General features: G+C 54.4%; 15 protein-coding genes and 2 pseudogenes. 13 read left to right on the top strand and 4 right to left on the bottom strand.

Going from position 1 to position 17,310, the window contains the following annotated elements:
* Window positions 1–29: 29 nt before the first annotated feature.
* Together ACQZ51_RS22640 and ACQZ51_RS22645 are read left to right on the top strand one after the other, a co-directional pair.
* The gene (locus ACQZ51_RS22640; protein WP_448780762.1) at window positions 30–236 is read left to right on the top strand and encodes a hypothetical protein; all 207 of its coding nucleotides are present in this window, start codon (window positions 30–32) and stop codon (window positions 234–236) included.
* 182 nt (window positions 237–418) lie between these two features.
* A complete protein-coding gene (locus ACQZ51_RS22645; RefSeq protein WP_062442050.1) occupies window positions 419–637 on the top strand; it encodes a DUF6500 family protein in 219 nt (72 codons plus the stop codon).
* 194 nt (window positions 638–831) lie between these two features.
* Here ACQZ51_RS22645 and ACQZ51_RS22650 read toward each other — a convergent pair whose 3' ends face one another.
* On the bottom strand, window positions 832–1,524 hold the full coding sequence (locus tag ACQZ51_RS22650; protein WP_042620183.1) for an aspartate/glutamate racemase family protein: 693 nt from the start codon (window positions 1,522–1,524) through the stop codon (window positions 832–834).
* Between the two features lie 166 nt (window positions 1,525–1,690).
* On the opposite strand from ACQZ51_RS22650, the gene ACQZ51_RS22655 reads away from it, so the two are divergent.
* From ACQZ51_RS22655 to ACQZ51_RS22670, 4 genes are all read left to right on the top strand, one after another.
* Window positions 1,691–2,065, top strand: a complete 375-nt coding sequence (locus ACQZ51_RS22655; RefSeq protein WP_243258207.1) for a VOC family protein — start codon at window positions 1,691–1,693, stop codon at window positions 2,063–2,065.
* A gap of 16 nt (window positions 2,066–2,081) precedes the next feature.
* Window positions 2,082–2,180, top strand: a complete 99-nt coding sequence (locus ACQZ51_RS22660; protein ID WP_448780764.1) for a DUF2256 domain-containing protein — start codon at window positions 2,082–2,084, stop codon at window positions 2,178–2,180.
* A 486-nt stretch (window positions 2,181–2,666) separates the two neighbouring features.
* The gene (locus tag ACQZ51_RS22665; protein WP_448780766.1) at window positions 2,667–3,011 is read left to right on the top strand and encodes a putative Ig domain-containing protein; all 345 of its coding nucleotides are present in this window, start codon (window positions 2,667–2,669) and stop codon (window positions 3,009–3,011) included.
* 172 nt (window positions 3,012–3,183) lie between these two features.
* A complete protein-coding gene (locus ACQZ51_RS22670) occupies window positions 3,184–4,623 on the top strand; it encodes a phospholipase D-like domain-containing protein (protein ID WP_448780767.1) in 1,440 nt (479 codons plus the stop codon).
* Window positions 4,624–4,659: 36 nt separating this feature from the next.
* On the opposite strand, the gene ACQZ51_RS22675 is transcribed toward ACQZ51_RS22670, so the two are convergent.
* The gene (locus tag ACQZ51_RS22675; protein ID WP_448780769.1) at window positions 4,660–5,553 is read right to left on the bottom strand and encodes a LysR family transcriptional regulator; all 894 of its coding nucleotides are present in this window, start codon (window positions 5,551–5,553) and stop codon (window positions 4,660–4,662) included.
* 120 nt (window positions 5,554–5,673) lie between these two features.
* Here ACQZ51_RS22675 and ACQZ51_RS22680 point away from each other — a divergent pair, with 120 nt between their 5' ends.
* Together ACQZ51_RS22680 and ACQZ51_RS22685 are read left to right on the top strand one after the other, a co-directional pair.
* Window positions 5,674–6,285: a glutathione S-transferase family protein gene (locus tag ACQZ51_RS22680; RefSeq protein ID WP_448780771.1), complete on the top strand. Its 612-nt coding sequence runs from the start codon at window positions 5,674–5,676 to the stop codon at window positions 6,283–6,285.
* A 53-nt stretch (window positions 6,286–6,338) separates the two neighbouring features.
* A complete protein-coding gene (locus ACQZ51_RS22685) occupies window positions 6,339–8,393 on the top strand; it encodes a 2Fe-2S iron-sulfur cluster-binding protein (protein WP_448780773.1) in 2,055 nt (684 codons plus the stop codon).
* 51 nt (window positions 8,394–8,444) lie between these two features.
* On the opposite strand, the pseudogene ACQZ51_RS22690 reads toward ACQZ51_RS22685, so the two are convergent.
* Window positions 8,445–9,410 (bottom strand): annotated as a pseudogene (locus ACQZ51_RS22690) (magnesium and cobalt transport protein CorA).
* A gap of 332 nt (window positions 9,411–9,742) precedes the next feature.
* Here ACQZ51_RS22690 and ACQZ51_RS22695 point away from each other — a divergent pair.
* The 4 genes and pseudogenes from ACQZ51_RS22695 (at window position 9,743) to ACQZ51_RS22710 (ending at window position 13,323) form a co-directional block, all read left to right on the top strand.
* A complete protein-coding gene (locus tag ACQZ51_RS22695) occupies window positions 9,743–10,615 on the top strand; it encodes a lipid kinase (RefSeq protein WP_448780775.1) in 873 nt (290 codons plus the stop codon).
* 51 nt (window positions 10,616–10,666) lie between these two features.
* Entirely contained in the window at window positions 10,667–11,638 is a 972-nt protein-coding gene (locus ACQZ51_RS22700; protein ID WP_448780777.1) for a DUF808 domain-containing protein, read from the top strand.
* Window positions 11,639–12,096: 458 nt separating this feature from the next.
* A complete protein-coding gene (locus ACQZ51_RS22705) occupies window positions 12,097–12,546 on the top strand; it encodes a DUF892 family protein (protein WP_448780779.1) in 450 nt (149 codons plus the stop codon).
* Between the two features lie 142 nt (window positions 12,547–12,688).
* Window positions 12,689–13,323 (top strand): annotated as a pseudogene (locus tag ACQZ51_RS22710) (SdiA-regulated domain-containing protein).
* Between the two features lie 386 nt (window positions 13,324–13,709).
* Here ACQZ51_RS22710 and ACQZ51_RS22715 read toward each other — a convergent pair.
* Entirely contained in the window at window positions 13,710–14,489 is a 780-nt protein-coding gene (locus ACQZ51_RS22715; protein WP_448780781.1) for a transporter substrate-binding domain-containing protein, read from the bottom strand.
* 150 nt (window positions 14,490–14,639) lie between these two features.
* Between ACQZ51_RS22715 and ACQZ51_RS22720 the strand changes: the two genes are divergently transcribed.
* A complete protein-coding gene (locus ACQZ51_RS22720) occupies window positions 14,640–16,958 on the top strand; it encodes an EAL domain-containing protein (RefSeq protein ID WP_448780783.1) in 2,319 nt (772 codons plus the stop codon).
* Window positions 16,959–17,310: the final 352 nt, after the last annotated feature.

Consider the following 17,310-nt stretch of genomic DNA (forward strand, 5'->3'; position numbering starts at 1 on the left):
GAAAGATTAAGATATAAATAAAGTCGCTCATGTATGACGACCTGAACCACGAGGACCATTATGTTCTGATGCAGGAGGGTGAAGCGATGTATAAGCTTGGCGATATAGAAAGGGCCTTTTACGTGTTTTCTCGTGTGGAAGAATTGTATGGTGAACGGGGCTTCAAAGGCGAGCAAAAGGCCTATCTCACGTTCATTAGGGAGGAACGCGGCAAACGAGCGGCCAGCAGTTCTTGATCCAGCAAATGAAGCTCTCTTATCCATTCGCTTTAATCGCTTCTGCCTACTGCTGCCTTGGCAGCGTTGCGCCAGTAGCGGCCATGGCGTCAGCCGAGACGGATATAGAAGTTCAGGCTGTCAGCATTCCTTTATCGAGCAAAGCATAGTAGCTCGACTGTCACTCACAAAAAGAGGGCACCATGAGACCGAGCTTACGGGCTAAAGCTATTTCAGTCTGCGAGGACAAAATCGGGCGAAAGGGCGAAGGTGTCGGTCTGTCATTCTATGCGTTCTTTGCGAACAAGAACGATGACCCCGACCTCCTTATGGAAGCTGCCGAGTGGTGGATCAAAACCAATGCGCTGGACCATTTCGAGAAAGCGGTCAAAATCCGTGAGATGATCAAATCCGGGCAATAGGCAATGACCGCTTCGGGCCAAATCCTGCCTTTCAGTGCGAGATATTATGCCGAGTTTGCCAGGCGCGTTTGCCGGAAATCTCGGACTTTGGAGAACGGGCTCGGTATAGTATCCGGCTCGGGATAAGTGCGAGATCTGCACATCAATATGCTGAAGTTGGAAAGTCGGAACTTTCATTGAGTTAGAGAAAAAAGCTAATCCTCCAGCGCCATGGTGAGCGCTGCCTCACAATGAATCAGCGTGGTATCGAACACGGGCACCGACACGACATCTTGATTGAGCAACATGCCGACTTCGGTACAGCCAAGAATCAGGCAGTCAGCGCCGCGCTCGACGAGACGCGCGGCAATTCCGCGATAAGCAGTTCTGCTTTGCTCCGTAACGACATTACGGCAGAGCTCTTCGTAGATAATCCGATGGGTCTCGGCTCGGTCGGACGCATCCGGGACGAGATGAGAAAGACCCGCCGCTTTCAGCCGGTCTACATAGAATGATTGCTCCATTGTGAATGCAGTGGCAATGAGGCCAGGCCTTCGCAAATCCTGCTTCTTGATGCGCGAGGCGGTCGCGTCTGCAATATGCAGCATCGGAATAGAGACGCCATGCATCATCGCATCCGCAAGCTTGTGCATCGTGTTTGTCGCAAGGATGATGAAATCTGCACCGCCACGCTCCAAGGCCTTCGCCTCCCGGCTCAGAATGTCGCCTGCGTCGTCCCATCTTCCCGATGCTTGGAGGGTCTCTATCGTAGCGAAATCAAGCGAACGGATGAGCAATTCAGGCGAATGAAGCCCTCCGAGACGGTCTCGCGTCATCCGGCAAAGCTCACGATAGTAGATTTGCGTGGAGGCGGCGGACATGCCTCCGAGTATCCCGATCGTCTTCATGCTGATCCTGTTACACCCAATATCGTCAAATAATTCCATTATGTCTGCACCAGAACTCTCGTGAAGTCGATTCGGGTTCTTCCGACATGATGGCTCCGAGACTTGGCGTCGCTTTGCTGTTAAATCTCGGCCTTATTAGCAAGCAACCGGTGACAGGAGACGATCAATGTTTACCCACGTGATGATCGGCAGCAACCACCTCGACCAGTCGAAAGCCTTTTACGATGCGACCTTTACTGCTCTAGGAGGTAAGCCAGGCACAATCGATGATCGAGGCAGACTTGTTTACATTCATAACGGCAGCCGTCTTATGGTCACGACGCCCATCGATGGGAAGCCAGCGACCGTCGCCAATGGCGGAACGATCGGCCTAGTTGCTAGCAGTCAAGAGCATGTGAAAGCATGGCACGACGCCGGGACCAGCCACGGGGGGGAATCGATTGAGACGCCGCCGTCTGAACGTCCGAACGGCTCGTTCGTGGCCTATCTCCGAGATCCGGACGGACACAAGTTGACCGCACGAACGCTACCGTCAGATTGAATTGGCCATAACCGGCATGGTTAGACCGTTTTCATGGCGAAAGAAGTGGGAGAAGAACTGGGAAAGCGTCAAGTTTTGTTCGCAACGTTGTCGAGAGACGAAAGGGAGATCGTGAGTCCATCGCGGTGACCCTCGAGCACATAAGAGGCCGTCCGTTTGGCACCGCGGCACTAACCTAATCCTGTGCGGCGGGACGATCCGCCACGTTCCCGATCTCGACCTCGTCGGGCTGCTAGATTGCGAACGCGTTATGGTTGCGTATTGAGGATCTGTCTTAGATAGAATAACGCTCCGTTCACGGTCGATCTGTGGGGCTCGCTATTTATGAGGGCGGCGGGCAGTTGTTATCAAGATGACAAGTGTCGCCGCCTTATTGCGCGGGGATTACCAGGAATGCAGTCCGTAGATTTTGTACTTATATGAGTTTTCTTAGTGTGAGCAGAAGCTCTGTCTGTTTTGGATTGAACGATCTACGAACCCGTGCTCCGGTTCATAATCGCATGTCTCACCACCCTGATCACGTCAGCCACCCTCGCAAACGGCTACGCCTATGCCGGGTTCACAATCTCTCGGCCGGCTTGCGCATTGACGGGTGGCGTGGTTGGAACCGCCTAGCCAGACGGTGACGGCCTCGGGTGGATCAGGAACCTATACCTATATGCTCGTCTCCGGTACGCTGGCGGATGGCTTGGCGGTACATACAACGACGGGCACATTTTCCGGTACGGCATCGACTGTGAGGAACCACAGCTTCACAATCGCGGCAACCGATGCCGCCCTTGCGACAAACATCGCAACTTACACTCTTGCCGTTCCAGCAGGCAAGCCGGGCGCGCCAGTGATTGGCACCGCGACGACTGGCGATGGTGAGGCCGACGTTGCCTTCACCGCACCGGCCAGCAATGGCGGGTCCGCAATCACCAGCTATACTGTTACCTCAATTTAGCGACCGATTGCCAACAGCGTTTCCGCTACGGCGGACGCCGGTTCGTCGGCAAATCCCATAGTGTGCGGGTTGGACCAAGAGGTGGTCAAACGGAACTTGCTGTAAGAAATTAAGCTGTTGCCACGGAGCATTCCGGCCTATACCGCGCTGTAGAAGATACATGAGGCCTGTAATGACGTCTGTACTCGTAGAAGGCGAAACCTGCTGGAAGATTGCCGATGCGGATCGCGTATCCGTCGTCGTTGATGCCGCGGCTTTTTTTATGCATGCCCGCAATGCAATGCTCAAAGCAAAACGATCGATCTTTATGGTCGGTTGGGATTTTGATAGCCGTATCGATCTCGTGCCTGGCGAAGCGGAAGACGAAGCGCCGGAGAAACTTGGCAACTTCCTCAATTGGTTGGCAAAACGCCGCGATGATCTTGACGTGCGCATTCTCAAATGGGACGTGGGCCTTATCAACTCGATCACGAGGGGTGAGACGCCGTTTTACATTCTGCGGTGGCTGTTCTCTAAACGGGTGCAGTTGAAACTCGATAGCGCCCATCCACCGCTATCAGCCCACCACATGAAACTCCTTGTTATCGACGACAGCGTCGCGTTTTGCGGCGGCATCGATATGACGGTTGGCCGTTGGGATACGCGAGAGCACCTCGAAAACGACAAACGCCGGCGCTCCCCGCTGGGGTTTTCTCAAGGCCCCTGGCATGACGTGACAAGCTGTATCTCCGGCCAAGCCGCAGCTGCACTCGGCCAACTCGCCAGAACACGATGGGAACTGGCGACCGCAGAGAAATTAGAGCCTGTCTCAGTCTCGTCCGACCCATGGCCCGATGAACTCGAGGTCGACTTTCGCGACATCCCGGTTGCCATTGCGCGGACACTACCGGAATTCGATAAGCAGCCCCAGATATCTGAGATTGAGGCCGCTAAGCTTGCGATCATCGCCTCAACAAAAAAATGCCTCTACATTGAAAGCCAATACTTCGCGTCTCGTAAGATTGCTGAAGCCATTGCGATGAGGCTGCAAGAAGCCAACGGCCCCGAGATTATTCTGATCAACCCGGAGGGAGCTGAAGGGTGGCTGGAATCAAAAGCAATGGATTCTGCGCGTATCCGCCTGATGAAGCTCGTTCAGGAATCGGATCACCACGGACGTTTCCTGTTGATGTATCCGGTCAACGATAAAAGAACTCCGATCTATGTTCACGCCAAAGTCATGGTTTCAGACGATCGCCTGATCAAGATTGGTTCCGCAAATCTCAACAATCGCTCAATGGGATACGATACTGAATGTGATATCGTTATCGAAGCTCGCCTGGATCAAAAAATATTGTCGGCCAAAATTATCGAGCACCGCAACGGGCTGATCGCCGAGCACCTCGGCTGCGACCAGAAAGACCTGAACCTTGAAATCGAGAAAAACGGCTCGGTCATACAGGCGATCAATACTCTGAACCGGAAGAATGGTCGTGGGCTGGTAGATGTGCCAATGCGTGATTTAACAGCCGACGAAGAGCTATTTGCAGAATCCAAAATGGCAGACCCCGAGCGACCCAGCGGAGTTAAAGAACGCTTTATGCGTCAGCTTAATCGACGTCGTGCAGGCTGACCTTCAGCTAAGCCACCCTTTTTAGACATGATTTATCTATTTCAACAGTGCCCTCAGCCGTGGCGTCGCAAAGTCCAGAAACGTCCTGAGTTTCAGCGGCATAAGGCCGTCCGATAGATGGACGAGATGGATTGGCGGCGCCTCTCGTTCGAAATCTTCCAGCAGCGGCACCAGCAAGCCGGCATCGACCGCGCGCTTTGCTTGATAGGCCATGACCCGCGTGATGCCGAGACCGGATGCCGCAGCATCGACCGCAGCTTCCGCCGTGTTGACGGAAAGGCGTGTCCGGATCGGCACCGCGATATCTTTTGCGCCGTCGTGGAATGTCCAGAACCGCGTCGAAAGCACGCCGTCGAACGCGATGCAATCGTGTTGCTTGAGTTCGTCAGGATGGGATGGATGGGAATGCCGCTTCAGATAGTCGGGATTGGCATAGACGGTCGTGCGGGTGGAGCCGAGGCGGATAGCCATCAGGCTGCTGTCCGAAAGGCGGCTGATGCGCAGCGCGACATCGATATGTTCGTCGGCAAGACTGATCGGCCGGTCGCTCATGATCAGGTTGATGTTGATGTCCGGAAAGGCTTTCAGAAAATCCGTGACGACCGGCAAGACATGCAGGCGGCCAAAGACGATTGGCGCCGTCATCGTCAGATCTCCCTTCGGTGCGACGTATTCTCCGGTAGCGCGGCTTTCGGCTTCCTCCACCCGTCCCAGAATTTCACGAGCTGCAACGACATAACTCTCTCCGGCTTCCGTGAGCAGCATTCTGCGGCTGGTGCGGGTGAACAGGCGAACACCGAGAAGGCTCTCCAACTCTGAGATCTTGCGGCTGACCGTCGGTAGCGGCGAGTGCAATGCGCGCGACGCGGCGGAAAGGCTACCGTGTTCCACCACTGACAAGAGAACACCCATGGCGTCGAGACGGTCCATCTTTGCCTTCCATAAAACGAGAGGATGGTTACATAAATAACCATCTACTCTAAAAATATGGTTCCCGCTAGGTTTCTCACGTTACCGGATAAAGGTGTCCGGGCCTCAAGGGAGCAAACCATGAAACTCTATCACTTCCCGCTTTCGGGCCATGCGCATCGCGCCCGTCTTTTTCTTTCTTTGCTGAACGTCAAAGCTGAGATCATCGACCTCGATCTGGCCAACGGCGAGCACAAGACGCCGGAATTCCTGAAGCTCAACCCATTCGGCCAAGTGCCTGTGCTCGTCGATGGGGATATCATCGTCAACGATTCCAATGCTATCCTGGTCTATGTTGCCACGAAGCTTGGCCGCAAGGACTGGATGCCCGATGATCTCGCCTCTGTCGCAAAGATACAGAAGTGGCTTTCCGTGGCCGCCGGAGAAATTTCGTATGGCCCGTGCGCGGCCCGCCTGATCACGGTATTTGGAGCAGACTTCCGCGCCGAGGAAGTGATTGCCCGCGCTCACCGGATTCTCGGCCTCATCAATGCCGAACTCGAAAATCACCGTTTCATCATCGGCAATACACCGACGATCGCGGATATCGGGCTCTACAGCTACATCGCTGGCGCACCTGAGGGCAATGTCGATCTGACGCCGTACCCGGAGGTCCGTAACTGGCTGGCGCGGATCGAAGCTTTGCCCCGTTTCGTCGCTCTTCCGAAAACGGCCATCGGCCTCGCAGTCTGACATAGCTTTGCGGCCGAGTGCTGGCCCGGCCGTCGTTCCCATAGGAGGTTCGAATGCCTGTTGAAGAACTCTCACCATCGTCGCCCTGGCATGCGGGAGAACTGCAAATACAGCGCCACGCCGGGGTGCTGGAACAAATGGACCCCGTCGGGCGTCATGTTTTGCGCAGGTTCATGCTTGATCAGCACAGGGAGTTCTATCCGATGCTGCCGTTCATCGTCATCGGAACTGTCGATGGCGAGGGCACTCCATGGGCGACGATCCGCAGCGGACGGCCGGGCTTTCTGCAGGCTCCCGATGCCCAGACACTCCGTATCGATGCCGCCAGCGATCCCGATGATCCCGCCGAAGCCGGGATGAACGACGGCGACCCGATCGGTCTGGTCGGTGTCGATCTCATCACGCGTCGACGGAACAGGATGAACGGTACGGTCATTCGCAGCAACAGCGACCGTTTTTCCGTGGCCGTCGGACAGAGCTTCGGCAACTGTCCGCGCTACATCCAGCATCGTCAGTTCAGCTTCGTGCGCGATCCAGCAACGCGGCAATCTTGCGAAGTGATTGTTTCAGATCGGCTCGACGCACATCAGTGTGGCCTTATCGAAGCCTCCGACACTTTCTTCGTGGCGTCCTATGTGGACCTAGAGGGTGAAGGACGGCAGGTGGATGTCTCCCATCGTGGCGGTCGGCGCGGTTTCGTTCGTGTCGATGCCGATGGTGGCCTGACTGTGCCGGATTTCAACGGCAACCTGTTCTTCAACACTCTTGGCAATTTCGCCGTCAATCCGCGCGCCGGGCTACTGTTCGTCGATCATGAGACGGGTGACATGTTGCAGATCGCTGGCAGCGTCGAGATCATACTGAATTCGCCCGAGATCGCTGCCTTCGAGGGCGCCGAGCGTCTTTGGCGCGTCATGCCGGAAAAGGTGGTGCTGCGCAAAGATGCACTGCCGCTGCGCTGGAGCTTTCTTCAAGATGGCATGTCGCCAAGCAGCTTGATGACGGGAGACTGGCGCGAGGCCGCAAGCCGCTTGAAGGTCGCGGCCCAGGCAAAAACCTGGAGACGCTTCCGCATTGAGCGAACCATCGCGGAAAGCTCGACGATCCGTTCGCTGCACCTTGCGCCGGTCGATGGCGAGGCTGTCATCCCGCATCTGGCAGGCCAGCATCTTCCGATCAGCATCACGGATGGGACGGACACAATCCGCCGCAGCTATACGCTATCAAGTGCTCCATCGGACGGCTTCTACAGGCTGAGTGTGAAGCGCGAAGGCCGGGCATCCACACTCCTGCATAAAATGCGGGAGGGCGATGAGATTGAGGCTCTATTCCCAGCCGGAGCGTTCATAATCGATGCAACAGAACGCACCCGTCCGGCCGTGCTCCTTGCAGCTGGCATCGGCATTACGCCCTTGCTGTCGATGCTGCGCCATGTCGTCCATACAGGTGACAGAACGCGCTATCGCCGTCAGGTATGGCTGTTCAGGTCGTCGCGCACCTCTGCCGAAAGAGCATTCGACCGAGAAATCGGCGAATTGGTTGCGCGCAGCGAAGGGACTGTTCGGGACATCAAGGTGCTCGGTGCGCCAGATGCCAACGGCGACGGCCTTTTTGATGCAGTCGGCCGCATCGACATGACGCTGTTGAAGGCACACTTGCCGTTCGGCGACTATGACTTCTACATCTGCGGACCGTCGTCCTTCATGCAGTCGATGTATGACGGGCTCCGCGGGCTGAACATCGCAGACGGTCGCATCCATGCGGAGGCGTTCGGCCCCTCCGGCCTGAAGCGCGACTACGCCGTTGACGTATTGGCGAGGCCGCGCAAGCCTGCCGCTTCGGTCCCAACGCCAGTCGTCTTCACGCAATCGTCAAAACAGGCGCAGTGGAGGCCGGACGGCGGCTCCTTGCTGGAACTTGCAGAGCAAAGTGGCCTCAACCCACCTTATGGCTGCCGAGCTGGCAATTGCGGGGATTGCCGAACGAAGATCGTCAAGGGAGACGTCAGTTATCTCTCCAAGCCTGGCTATGCGGTCGTAGATGGCGAGGCGCTGATTTGCTGTTCGGTTCCTGCACAAGGGGAGGAGGGTTTGGAACTCGAATTGTGAGTGCGGCGAATTCATTGTCTGTCGAAATGCCGCTTCTGGAAAGCCAGAGGATCATAGCCATCCAGATTTTCTGAACTGGAAATATAAGACTCCGCACAGAGAGAAGATGACTGCCAGGACGACATAGTAGCCGTACTGCGTATCAAGTTCGGGCATATGCTGGAAGTTCATACCATAAATCCCGGCGGTGGCGGTGGGGACGGCCAGGATCGCAGCCCACGCTGCCAGCTGTCTGATAATCGTGCCCTGACGCTGCATTTCAAGCAGATTGCTGGCCTCGAAAACGGACGTCACCACCTCGCGCACGCCTGACACCATTCCCTCGACCCGTTTTGACGTCGTCGTGGACATCGCGAAAATTCGGTCTTGCATTGTCGTCGATGCACGGCAGTTCAAGATGGGTCATTCTGCCGATCATTTCTGACATCGGCCCCAGACCGCGCTGAAAAAGGACAACCTCGCGGCGCATACGGAAAAGCCGTCTGATCTGGCCGCGTTCGAGAAAGGAGATCAACATATGCTTCTCCATTTCGAGAACCCTGTCTTCCTGCTTCTCGACCATCGGCAGGTAGCCATCGACAACAAAATCAAGAATGCCGTGAAGTACATAGTCCGGGCCATGCTCCAGAAGCGTCGGTGACTGTTCGAGTTGCTCCCGCAACTCCCTGTGCCCTCGGGCCGAACCGTGTCTGACAGTGACCACGTGGTTTGGACCCAGGAAAACATAGGTCTCGCCATAGGCAATCTTGTCGCCCTCGAGATGTGCAGTTTTCGTGACAACGAAAAGCCGGTCGCCATAAACCTCGACTTTCGGGACTGGCCTCCCTTCAAGGCATCCTCGATAGCCAATGGATGCAGTCCGAACATAACCTTCAGGCTGGCCATCTCTTGTGCTGTGGGTTCCGTCAGTCAGATCCAGGCAAATGCGTTGCCGTCTGTTTCGAAAGGCTGATCGTCTCAGGGAACGTCCTCCGCCCGTTTGCCCGCACGGTATATGTAGGAGGCGACAACTGTCATCGTGTTCCCTCTAAGAACAGGTTTACGGCTTTGCGCAGAATAATGTCGGGCCAAAGAGGTCCAGTGCGTGGAGGCTGTATAGCAGAGCGCGCTCCATTCCCGTTCTAATTACGTGAAACTAAGGCAGATTGAGAGCCGGAATAGCTAAAAATCGAGACATGAAACTGGCCAATCTTGCCTCTTTTTCCTGTAACTGGATATGCTGGCTGTGGTGCACAAGCACGCAGTTGACGACGGATGCTGCAGTGTACATATAAAAGCGGTCGATTTTTTTCAAAGCGGACCACTCGCTATCTTTCTAACGTTCGCAAAAGCGCGCAGAAACCGAGAGTATGACGTCACAAGCAGCCTTGTTGCTGATCAACCCGAATTCCCGCAGAGGGAAAGACAGTCTGCCCCAAGCGCGCCAGTTACTGGAGCAAGCTGGAATCCGCTTCATCGAGCTGCCGGCTGATCATTCGGGTACGACGTACCAGGCGATCGAAGAGCATATCGGCCTGGTCGATCGTGTCATCGTCGGCGGCGGTGATGGCAGCCTGAACGGGGTGGCGCGCGGGCTTTTGAAATCAGGGCTTCCCTTGGGTGTTCTGCCACTTGGAACGGCAAATGATTTCGCACGCACCATCGGCCTCCCCTTGGATCTTGCCCAGGCTGTGGAGGTCATCGCCAAAGGCAACACGACCGAGATCGACCTAGGCGAAGCGAACGGACATCCATTCTTCAATGTGGCGAGTGTCGGTTTCAGTGCCGATCTGGCTATGTCGCTGACCGAAAAAGCCAAAAAACGTTGGGGTAAGCTCGGCTACGCACTCGTCGCTTCCCGGTTGCTCGCCAGCTCACGACTCTTCACCGCGACGCTCGAGCATGACGGTCAGACCGAAGAACTGCGAACTTTACAGGTGGCGGTCGGTAATGGGCGCTTTTACGGTGGTGGTATGACCGTGCATTCAGATGCCACGGCAACGGACGGCATGCTGGATTTCTACAGTCTCGAGGTTGACCATTGGTGGAGGCTGCTGGCGCTTTTGCCAAGCTTGCGCAAGGGTACGCAGGGCGATTGGAATGATGTCCGGTCGTTCTCGACCAAGCATCTCACCATTCGCACCAGCAAGCCGCGTGCAGTCAATCTCGACGGCGAGTTAAAGACCAATACACCCGTGACGTTTCATATCAGGGAAAAGGCGATCTCGGTCTTCGTTCCGTGATAGACGCGAGTTCATGTTCATTTATTTCAAAATACAAAGGCTCCGTCTTTCATGGCAACAGGTCTCATAGCGCTTCTCGATGATGTTGCGGCAATCGCAAAGCTGGCTGCTGCGTCACTCGACGACGTTGCGGCGCAAACGGTCAAAGCCACTGGTAAAGCAGCAGGCGTCGTCATCGATGATGCTGCCGTCACGCCGAAATATGTGGTTGGCCTCAGTCCCGCCCGAGAGCTCCCCATCATCGCCCGCATCGCATTGGGTTCGTTGAAAAACAAACTCTTGTTCCTTCTACCGGCCGCGCTTCTTCTTGGTTTTTTTGCGCCGTGGATCATCACGCCGCTGCTTATGGTCGGTGGTGTCTACCTCTGCTACGAAGGGGCCGAAAAGCTCTATGCGGTTTTCTTTCCGCATGCTGCGCACGGTCACGAAAAGCAGGTTCTGGGTGAAGAGCTTGATCCGGTCGCTCTTGAAAACCAAAAGGTCAACGGAGCTGTTCGCACCGATTTCATCCTCTCAGCGGAAATCATGGCGCTGACGCTCGCAGATGTATCGCAGTCCAGTATCTATATGCAGGCCTTCGTGCTCGCCGCTGTCGGTATTTTGATCACACTCGCTGTTTATGGCGTCGTCGCGCTCATCGTGAAGGCAGATGACGTCGGCATCGCAATGGCCAAGACCTCGTCGGCGGTCCTACAGACCATCGGTCGCGGTCTCGTCTATGGCATGCCGATCTTCCTGAAAGTGTTGGCAGCCGTCGGTACCGCTGCGATGCTCTGGGTCGGAGGCAGCATTCTGGTTCACGGGTTTGCCCAACTCGGTTATGCTGGTCCAGAACACCTCATCCACGATGTTTCCGCAGCTGTCGTTTCCGCCGTTTCACTGGCTCCATCCCTCGTCGGTTGGCTCGCGACGTCTGTCCAGCAGGCTGTGCTCGCCATCATCATTGGTGCGGTTGCCGTGGCTGCCATGGGAACTGTGATCGTGCCAATTTGGAGAAAAATGCACAGCCGCGATCATGATTGAGGAATCAATTTTAAGAGTGACACTCCACCGGCTGCGCTACGACACTAGTGTTGCCGGTTTGCGGATTGGGGTGGACAAGGTGCCTTTACTTGGCCACTCCCTCGCTATGCCTTGGTTTTTTCCCGTATGGTGTCGACTGATTTCTTGATTGATCGTACGGATTCGGCGTTCAATCCGACGGCTTCCTCGATACAGCGCATGACATCGGCGGCATGGGCTTATGCGTGGCCTGCTGAGTAGAGAGAACGGCGTTGATATCCAGCATCCTCCTATCAACCGCAGTACTCGTTCATGTCGCCACGCGCGATGCATCGCGCCGCAGGCGCTGGTGATTTGGGTACGTTTCGCGGAGCGAATGCGCCCCGTCACAAGCCGTTCCTCTCACCGAGCGGTTGCTGAAGGAACATTCGCGGAAGCGATTGGTTACTAGGCTTCCACATTAACGAGGAGAAGAATTTATGGTCACCATGGTCGGAAACGAAGGAAGCATCGAGAAGCTTGTCAAAGACCTTCTCTATCTCGAACACGACGCTATCGCAGCCTATGACTCCTGCATCGAGCGGCTTGACGACAAGGCGCTGGCAGCGAAGATCGATGAATTCAAGCAGGACCATCTTCAGCACGTGGCTGTGCTGAACGAGATCGCTTTGGAGATCGGTATCGAGCCACCCGCGGAAGGTGATATGAAACAGATGCTGACGACGGGCAAGATCGCTCTTGCCGATCTCTTCGGTGATTCCGCTATCCTCAAAGCCATGAAGACGAACGAGGATGACACGGTGACCGCTTACGAACGTGCGGCAAAACACGAGGATGCCATTCCGAGCACGAAAGCATTTTTCCTGACCGCTCATCAGGACGAGCTGAAACATCGCTCCTGGATGGAAACAAGCGCAAAGTCGATGTGACCTTGAAAAACATGTGGGCGGCGCTTACTTGAGGATCACCACCCACAGTATCGACGGCCTGCAGCAACCATGACGGTTGCGCGTTTGCTGTCGCGGGTGACGAGGGCGCTCCCCATGATGGGTTGAGCGCCCTCTATTTCAGATGGTGGAGCTTTCGACGGACGGGGAACTTCTTCGAATTATTTCACTCGACGGCGTCTCTGACCCGGAGGCCATTGCACACGTGGCTGGGGACAATTTTCTTGTTTCCGATGAGGGCCGCAAGCGCATTCTAGAAGTCAAAATTGGCGAGCGAGCCAGTGAAGTTACCGCAAGCGAGCCATCATATTATGCCACGACGGATTGGCAATTCCCTAATCTCGGATACGAAGGGCTGGATATCGGCAATGGGTTACTCTACGTCGCGCAAGAGATGCTACCCTCGGCTGTCACGGTGGTAACCCGTGCAACACCGACAAGTTCCGGTATCATGTCGACCGTTGGAGAGTGGGGCATGAATGCGTTTTCTCGCCTTTTCATGCTAGATATTTCATCTTTCTCCATTGAAAAAGAAAGTGGTAATGTTTTGGTGATGAGCCATCAATCCGCTCTGATCGCACAATACAGCCCAGAGGGCAGGGTGCTTGGTGGCCTGCTGCTATGGAAGGGCAGACATGGCTTCGGCGAACGATACCGCAGGCGGAAGGGTTAGCCGTCGGTCCGGGGAAAGAGATTTTTGTCGTTTCTGAGCCTAATCTGTTTTATCGCTTCTCGCCATTGGCCGTGAGCGGCGATTAAAGTCGCCATGGCCATTTCCGTGTAATGCCGCTGTCAAGAAGGCTTGGAGGAGTTTTGATGAGCATTGACACCGCGATGAGGCTTGTGGAGGCCTGGAGAACGGTCCATCGAACGCACCAGGTCCATGCCGCAGGTGCCGACTCATGTTAAGAATACGAAGTTGCAATAACTCATAATGAATGGCTTTGGCATCAAAGCTACCGAGTTTGCCAGCCCAAACCCGCTGCTGTGAAAATCAAGTAGTCATCCAAATTACATAATTTGAGACAGACAGAACCACCGAACCGAGTTTCGACAGTTCGTATTCCTTCCAGGCGACGGCTACGAATCCTCAGCTCAGGTTTAGCTACCCATCCCAATCCGCTTCAATTGCATCGAACTTGAGCTTACTGAATGCTGAAGGGGAAGTATTTTGCGTTGATTGCATCATACGCGCCATCAGCTTGTATCTTGTCGAGCGCAGCGTTCAGTTTTGTCAGCAACTCTGCATCGTCTGGTCTAACGGCGATGCCTGCGCCTTCACCAAAAAACTCAGCGTCTTTGATATCTGCGCCTTTGAATTCGCAGCAGGTTCCCGCCTTGGTGTTCGCCAACCAATCGTAAACGGCCAGTTTATCCTCCAAGATGAGGTCGACCTCCCCATCGGCCAGTCCTTTGTAGAGCTCTGGGGAAGCAGCAAAAATCGTAATTGAAGCGTCCGATAAGAACTTTTTTGCATAGGCCTTTTGTGAGGTCCCGGCGGTGACGCCTAAACGAACATTTTTCAGTTTCGTCCTATCAAGATCAACTTTTTTTTTGGCTATGAACACTGAGGGGCTATCATAATATTTGCGCGTGAAGGCGACCTTCTGTTTTCGTTCCAAGCTCATAGACATTGACGAAACGATTGCATCATAACTCTTGGCCAAGAGATTTGGGATCATTTCAGTCCACTCCTGCATCACGAACTCGCATTTAAGCTTGGCTGCGTCACAAAGCGCTCTCGCCAAATCCACATCAAAACCTTGGAGCTGCTTGTTCGAGTCCAGATAGTTGAAGGGTGGAAACGCACCCTCGACCGCAATTTTGACAACTGATGCCGACTGCGTCGATGTTGCCGGTGTTGGCAGTACGACACCAACGGAACATAGAATTACGATACCAAAGGCTTGTTGAAACTTGTTCATTGCGATCCCCAACTAAAATAACGGGCAGACGCTGCATTGAACACCTTAAACATTACAGCCCTCCTAAGGTTTTTCCTCATTTTAGACTGTGCTCACAAAGAATTTTGTAATCTATTTTCTGTAAGGTTGGTGCGTTGTGAGGAACACTACGTGGCTGCCAATAAACGCATCTCAAGTATTTTCCGTAAGGCACCGGTGTCGTCTGGGCTCATTCTCCTACTTCTCACAACGAGCGGGCTCGGAGTTGTGGCGCTCGTAGTGATAGCCGCCATTTGGGCGGGCACCGAAAGTGATGCCGCTGCGCTAGATCGTCAGCGACAGCTTGTAAACACTCGCTTACTCGATCAAGTTGAACGCGTATCCCACGAAGTCCGTTTAATGAATGCTGGACTGGACACGTTGCTGCGCGCCAACGATGACAGAACACGCTTAGATATGACGCCGGTTGAATTTAGGTACCAAGACTCGAACAAGCCAACGGCTGTCGCATCATTCAGAGAATTAGCGACCAATCTATTCGGCTATGATGCGGCCTTCGTGGTTGCATCTGACGGCTCCATGCCCTTCGACACAGATACTTCAATCGTCAAGCGTTTCAGATGGATACGTCCGCTCATCCAGCCAATGATGGACGATCTACAGGAACAGCTACAGATTGTGGAAGCGTCGGATTGGGGAGCTCTGAAAGATGTGCCCAGTCGAGCGGAGTTGCTGCGGATTGAAGGACGGCCGGCTGTGGCAGGAGTTGTGCCGGTTAAGCCCAGCACATCTTCCCAGTCCAAAGCACCTACCAAACTTTATCTTATTGCGTTCCGCTTCCTGGATGGAAAAGCCCTTGATACGCTCAGTCGTGAGCAGGGCTTGATTGGCGCGCGATACGCTAGGGCATCAGATCAGGAGTTGGAAGAAGTCGCATTTCAGATCGAGGCTACGTCGACGCGTGAGCCAATTGGTTTCATTATCTGGGAACCTGATCTTCCTGGAACGCGCGTGATTGGTCGTTTGACGCCAATGCTTTCTTTGGCCGCAATAACCTTCCTAGCACTTTTCCTTGCTCTCATTATCGGCATTCGCCGCAGCATGAAGAAACTCACTGAAAGCGAGCTTTACGCCCGACATCTCGCAAATCATGACGTTCTTACAGGGCTGGCCAACAGGGCAATGTTCAACGAGCGTCTTAACCAGTGCCTAAGCGTTGAGGATAAACATCCTTCGGTCACCGACATCGCTCTTGCTCTTATCGACCTTGATAAATTCAAACAGGTGAATGATGAACATGGCCATCCTGTCGGGGATGAGCTTCTTCTTAAAGTCGTCAATCGGATAGAGGGCATCATAAATGAAGACCACACGCTAGCCCGGCTAGGCGGAGACGAATTCGCACTGCTGTTTCCATCTTGCGCGCTAGATGGCAGTGCCGGATCCGAAATCTGCCAAACGATTATTGAGGCGCTGAGTGAACCGTTCAGCCTCAAGCTGGATAGTGTTAAAGCGACGATTGGATGTTCAATCGGTATAGTCCATGGAAGGGATGCCCGGTTTGACCAGATTGAAATGCTTCGTTGCGCGGACCTCGCTCTCTATGAGGCAAAGTCTCACGGGCGAGGCCGATTGATAAATTACGACCGGCGCATGGATCTTCAGGTCCAAGAAAGAGATTCCCTGCGGAGCGATCTTCAGATTCTACTTCAAGAGCCTGGACTTCAACATCAGGCCGTGGCTTTGAAAGATGTGGGGCAGCTAGAGGTTTATCTGCAGGGCGTGCATGCAGCTGGTGGCCATGGAGCATTGACTTGTGCAGAAGCCTTGGTGCGTTGGCAGCATCCCCAACACGGTCTTTTGACGCCTGCTAGGTTCATTCAGATCGCTGAAGACAGTGGATTGATTGACACATTGGGCCATAGGGTTCTGCAGGAGGCGATCGGAGCCGCGGCGACGTGGTCTTCGGCAATCTCAGTTGCAGTTAACGTATCGCCCTCGCAAATCCGGAAAGCAGGCTTCGCTTCCCAGGTGAAGAAGGTTCTGGTTGAAACTGGTTTGCCTCCTCACCGACTTGAACTCGAGGTCACCGAAGCCGCTCTCCTTAGTTCTGAGGAGATTACCACAGCCAACCTGCGATCGCTTCGTTCAATCGGTGTTAAGATAGCGCTGGATGATTTTGGCACGGGCTTCTCATCGCTAAGCCACCTGATCAACTTCGATGTGGACCGAATTAAAATAGATAAGTCCTTCGTCGACTTAATTGGGACGAGGGCAGAGGGCACAGCAATTGTTTCGGCAATCATAGCTTTGAGCAAATCGCTCGGTAAAGCCGTCACCGCTGAAGGTGTTGAGACAGTAGGTCAAAGAGATTTCTTGGTCGCGCTTGGTTGCACGGATCTACAAGGCTACCTTCTTTCCCGACCGGTGCCGCAACACCTCTTCAGTCGGCAAAATCACGCGTGTTTAGAGGTCGCTAATGTCGATTAGGATGACCGATCGTATTGTAGCTGGCTGTTGAACCCGAGCCGGTGAATGCTCGGAGTGGCCAGTGGGTGTAGACGGCGGAGCTTGCTGGCGCGGCGGAAGCCGGGATCGGCCAACACCGTTGACTGGCCCACCCTGTTCGAGAAGCGCAGGCGCATCGTACTGGGATCCTTTAAAAATGGCGATCTATGGGCGGATTTGACTGCCGTCGGCCCGCCAGGGGTAGTTGATCAGGCAATTAACTCGCCCCCCATTCGATCAAAAACTTCAAAGCGTTAGCCGCTTGAATAACTACGTCGTAGGTTCTGATCCTATCGGTTGATGGAGTTTTCTGCCCGATTGTTCAATCCTTTGT

The organism is Agrobacterium sp. CG674 (assembly GCF_053521645.1).